The following is a 576-nucleotide window of genomic DNA, read 5'->3' as shown; positions in this document are numbered from 1 at the left end:
ACCCATAGCCCCTCACGGACCGCCTCTCGAGCATTATCCGCGCCCCGGCCAAGAATGATCCCAAGCTGCAGCAGCGAAGAGACAATGGAGCCTTGAGATCCTTCAACGCTCGACTTTGCGCTCGTTTCTGCGAGCTGCAGCTCCAGACCGTAACGAACTTCTCTCACCTCCGCAATCGCGTTTCGCGAGTGTTCAGCGACGCCCTTGGCAACGAAGGCTGCGTGGAACTCGTTGCCCGTGTCCGGATTACTATACAGAACACCAGTTGACTCGACGAGAAGGTCCTGCAGCCTGGATGTTGCACGAGCAAGTTCATCCGAACCCTCCGGCGCTTCGCGATTCAAAGGGGCGAAGTTATCCCTTGCCGTACCCTCTTTCCAGATTCCGTCCAGGAAGACTTCGAAGGCGACTTGCTGGAGCCCGCTGACGACGATGCGAACATTGCCCACGGCTATGCAACGGGCTTGCGCGATCGTGAATATACGCAGAAGAGGAACAATTCTGATAACGCTCGGCGTTTCTTTTTCACCAAGGAAGTCCAGGGAAGTTCGGGACTTCATCTCTGCATAAATGAAC

1 protein-coding gene is annotated in these 576 nt (G+C 55.7%); it reads right to left on the bottom strand.

Going from position 1 to position 576, the window contains the following annotated elements; translation table 11 throughout:
• Positions 1-560: hypothetical protein (locus JF66_RS19750; protein ID WP_156109954.1), on the bottom strand; the 560-nt coding region annotated here is incomplete at its 3' end.
• Between the last annotated feature and the right edge of the window lie 16 nt (positions 561-576).

It is taken from the genome of Cryobacterium sp. MLB-32, from assembly GCF_000738085.1.
Lineage (GTDB): Bacteria > Actinomycetota > Actinomycetes > Actinomycetales > Microbacteriaceae > Cryobacterium.
The sequence above is the reverse complement of the archived record's forward strand: the minus strand, read 5'-3'. Positions and strand labels throughout refer to the sequence as shown.